This is a genomic window from Leptospira selangorensis, from assembly GCF_004769405.1.
GTDB lineage: Bacteria > Spirochaetota > Leptospiria > Leptospirales > Leptospiraceae > Leptospira_B > Leptospira_B selangorensis.
The window spans coordinates 1-3443 of the sequence record NZ_RQES01000009.1 but is presented as its reverse complement, the minus strand read 5'-3'; the positions used below and the strand labels follow the sequence as shown (position 1 = coordinate 3443).

Genomic DNA, 3443 nt, shown 5'->3' with positions numbered 1-3443 from the left:
CCTTGCTAATTTACTAGCGTGATCTGCTTGTATTCCTTTCTTACTGCCTGTTTCAAAAAAATGTTCAAGGCCCTTATGTTTAAAAGAAATTATCAATAGACACAGCGTAACCCAGTAGGTTACGACGTCAATCTTTTTACTTTAAAAGATAAATTTAGCCAAACTGCTCGGCTAACGACCAAGGGTTATCGACGTTTTGCGCGTGCGCAAGCACTTGGCGCGAGGCTTGCCCTGCAAGACGAGTGACAAAGCAAAATGTGGCGTAGCCCAAGCGAGAGTTGCGTAGCAATCTCGAAGCGCAGCGATAAGCCGATAGTTATACGCCGGTTTTTAACTTTCAGAGAAAGCTTTAGTCTACCAGCATTTCCTGGATAACTTGTTTAACTTTGGTAACAGTCTTTGATTCAATCTTACCGAGCTTTTTAATCAAACGAACCTTATCAACTGTTCGGATTTGATCTAAAACTATCCAACCCTTCTTACTTTGAAACGTTAACTCAATTCTTGTTGGATATGCATGAGATTTGGTAGTCATCGGCGCAATAATAACCGTACTAATGAACTTATTCATTTCATTCGGTGATATTATAACACACGGTCTAGATTTTTTGATTTCATGTCCGATTGTTGGATCTAAGTTAATCAGATAAACTTCGTATTGAGAAACTACCATTCCCAATCCTTAGTGGATAAATCTATAGAATCTGGAATAAGCAATTTATCTTCTTTTCTTTCAGACATTACTTTAAACTGTTTTTCCCAACCATCTCTAGGCTTGGCTTTTAGAGGAACTATAATGATTTTATTCTTATCGATAAGTAAGTCTACTTCTTCCTCAATATGGCATTCTTCCAAAACAGCTTTAGGTATTCTTATACCTTTTGAATTGCCTATTTTAACTACAGAAGCTCTCATGGTAATTACTATGTAATTACAGGCGATTTTGTCAACGAAAATCTTAGTTTTATATAGATTATTAAAAGCTGCTTTTCCTTTATTTTCTACTAAACAAGACCTTTAAAAACTGGCGTATAACGACCAAGGGTTATCGACGTTTTGCGCGTGCGCAAGCACTTGGCGCGAGACTTGCTTTGCAAGACGAGTGACAAAGCAAAATGTGGCGTAGCCCAAGCAAGAGTTGCGAAGCAATCTCGAAGCGCAGCGATAAGCCGATAGTTAGACGACGTTTCAAAACCTATCAAAATACCTTTCTTATACTTTTCTCAAATCTATATAGATATAGAATTTCCAGAAAAGCCAATAAGCAAACTGAAAGCAATAATCCAGAGGAAAACGAGAAAAGGATAATTCCAAACACCAATCTCGGTAAAATTACGACGAATGTTAATTCTTTACGAGAATACCTCGATTCAACAAAAACGAGTGAGGTGCTGAGCAGTAAATTCGTCACCCCAAAAATCTGTTCTATCTCGATAGATTCTAACGTTTTCAGTATTGAAAAGTGAAGCTCATTAGGCCAATCTAACGTGAATAAGCAATAGTGAATGGAAGTTAATGCATAAAATCCAATGCTAAATAACAATTGAACAGTCCTCTTAACATAAATAATGCCTGAGAAGACATATAAATTAAAAGAAGAAAGTAATATAGTAGCAGAAGCTATAATATTCGCTAATGAAGCCAAATCTTGTCCAATGCATGTTGGACAAGACATTCCTCGATAAAACAAAAACAACCAGGAACATCCACCAAGAATAACTAACAGTTCTGAAAGTAGCAGCAGGGTCATTTTTCTCTTAACAATCTGTTTTTTTTGAAATGTCGTCTAACGACCAAGGTGTTCCGACGTTTGCGATGGCGCGAGTTTGCGCATGCAAACGAAGTGACAAAAGCAAATGTGGCGTAGCCCGAGCGAGTGAGTCGCGAAAGCGATCTCCGAGCGCAGCGGAAGCACCGATAGTTAGGCGAAGTATCGCTCCTAACACACTGCACCCAAACTTACTCTATAAAATCCTCAAATAGAATAAAAGTCAATTAATGACTAATTCACTTTCACAATATAAAGTAGCGAACCCTTTTCGCAGGCTTCAACGAAAGAGATACAAGTAGTTCTGATAAATTCATAACACCCCAGAGCATTTTTCAGTCTACGATATAAGGTGAGAAAAGGGTGAAAAGCGACCTAACCTAAAATCAAATTCCACTCTTGTTTTAGAAAATGATTTACGCTTACTAAATTCAAAAAAACAAAATCGCGATATTGCGCCTAACGACCAAGGCTTGACGACGTTTCGCGAGTCCGAAGGACTTGGCGCGAAGCTTGCTCTGCAAGACGAGTGACAAAGCGAAATGTGCCGAAGGCCAAGCAAGAGTCGCGAAGCGATCTCGCAGCGCTGCGTCAGAGCCGATAGTTAGACGCAGTAATGAACTATTAGTCTGATAACTCGCTTGAGCCAAATTGATTTTTCTGAAAAGCATCAACCAAAATTAAAAATAAGATCAAATAAGAAAGGAAAGAAGCAAATGAAATAATTTCGAATAAATACGAATTAAAAACATCTGAAAAGATACCTACAAAAATACTCGCAACGCTTACACTACAGTAGATTAAAAATATTCTCCTACTATTCTCATCAGATAGTAATTCTTTTAATTTCTTTATTATATCGACGGAACTCCGAGTTCCAACAACAACGGTCAAACAAAGAATATATAAGAGTTCAATTATCTCTCTTGGTATTAGAAAAATTCGTTTATAAAATATGCTAAGTTCTAAAAGGTCTTTCCCTTGTTGATTAGTTACTAACGTGTAAAAGAGCAGAGATAAAGGAAGCCAAAAGAGTAATGAAAATATCAAATTGAAATTGAACAAAAGCCAGAAAAAGTTTCCAACGGTAATATCCGAACGCCATTCTGATATCGAGGTTATTTCATAGAGAAATTTGAAACCTGCATAAACAATATAAATAAATAATATGAATATAAAGAGAAATGCATACCACGTTAGTGAATTAGTTTTTTCTGTACTACCAAAAATACGAAATATCAATCCCGGTAGAATAGCCAAAATAGATATATACCAAAAATATTTATTCTTTCCAATTTTACGCACAAGTTTGCTTAGTATTTCCATTCTTTCTCCTGATTAAATAATATTTATTATTGCGTCTAACGACCAAGGTGTTCCGACGTTTGCGATGGCACGAGTTTGCCCTGCAAACGAAGTGACAGAAGCAAATGTGGCGTAGCCCGAGCGAGTGAGTCGCGTTAGCGAGCTCCGAGCGGAGCGGAAGCACCGAAAGTTAGCCGACGGTTTGGCTGATCATAAAATCGATTAGGCTGAAATAGGAAATTTAATTATATTCTTAGGCTTTTCTTGCATTGCAGCCCATAAATCTAACTTAGTTTGCATATTCAACCAACTCTCCGCAGAAGTATTAGTAGCGATGCCTATTCTTACAGCCATATCTGGTGTAACAGGA

3 protein-coding genes are annotated in these 3443 nt (G+C 37.4%); all 3 read right to left on the bottom strand.

The features are described from left to right. Positions 1–349: 349 nt before the first annotated feature. The 3 genes from EHO58_RS05570 to EHO58_RS05555 all read right to left on the bottom strand — a co-directional run bounded on the left by EHO58_RS05570 (position 350) and on the right by EHO58_RS05555 (position 3094). Complete coding sequence (locus EHO58_RS05570) at positions 350–673, bottom strand: type II toxin-antitoxin system PemK/MazF family toxin (RefSeq protein WP_100711832.1); 324 nt, start codon at positions 671–673, stop codon at positions 350–352. Then, complete coding sequence (locus EHO58_RS05565) at positions 667–915, bottom strand: AbrB/MazE/SpoVT family DNA-binding domain-containing protein (RefSeq protein ID WP_100725380.1); 249 nt, start codon at positions 913–915, stop codon at positions 667–669. The genes EHO58_RS05570 and EHO58_RS05565 overlap by 7 nt, the downstream gene beginning before the upstream one ends. Before the next feature lie 1477 nt (positions 916–2392). Then, positions 2393–3094: a hypothetical protein gene (locus EHO58_RS05555; RefSeq protein ID WP_135679165.1), complete on the bottom strand. Its 702-nt coding sequence runs from the start codon at positions 3092–3094 to the stop codon at positions 2393–2395. Positions 3095–3443: the final 349 nt, after the last annotated feature.

Excerpts from the sequence above, each read along its gene's own strand:
- EHO58_RS05570 (WP_100711832.1), bottom strand. The coding sequence starts at position 673 with ATGGTAGTTTCTCAATACGAAGTTTATCTGATTAACTTAGATCCAACA.
- EHO58_RS05565 (WP_100725380.1), bottom strand. The coding sequence starts at position 915 with ATGAGAGCTTCTGTAGTTAAAATAGGCAATTCAAAAGGTATAAGAATA.
- EHO58_RS05555 (WP_135679165.1), bottom strand. The coding sequence starts at position 3,094 with ATGGAAATACTAAGCAAACTTGTGCGTAAAATTGGAAAGAATAAATAT.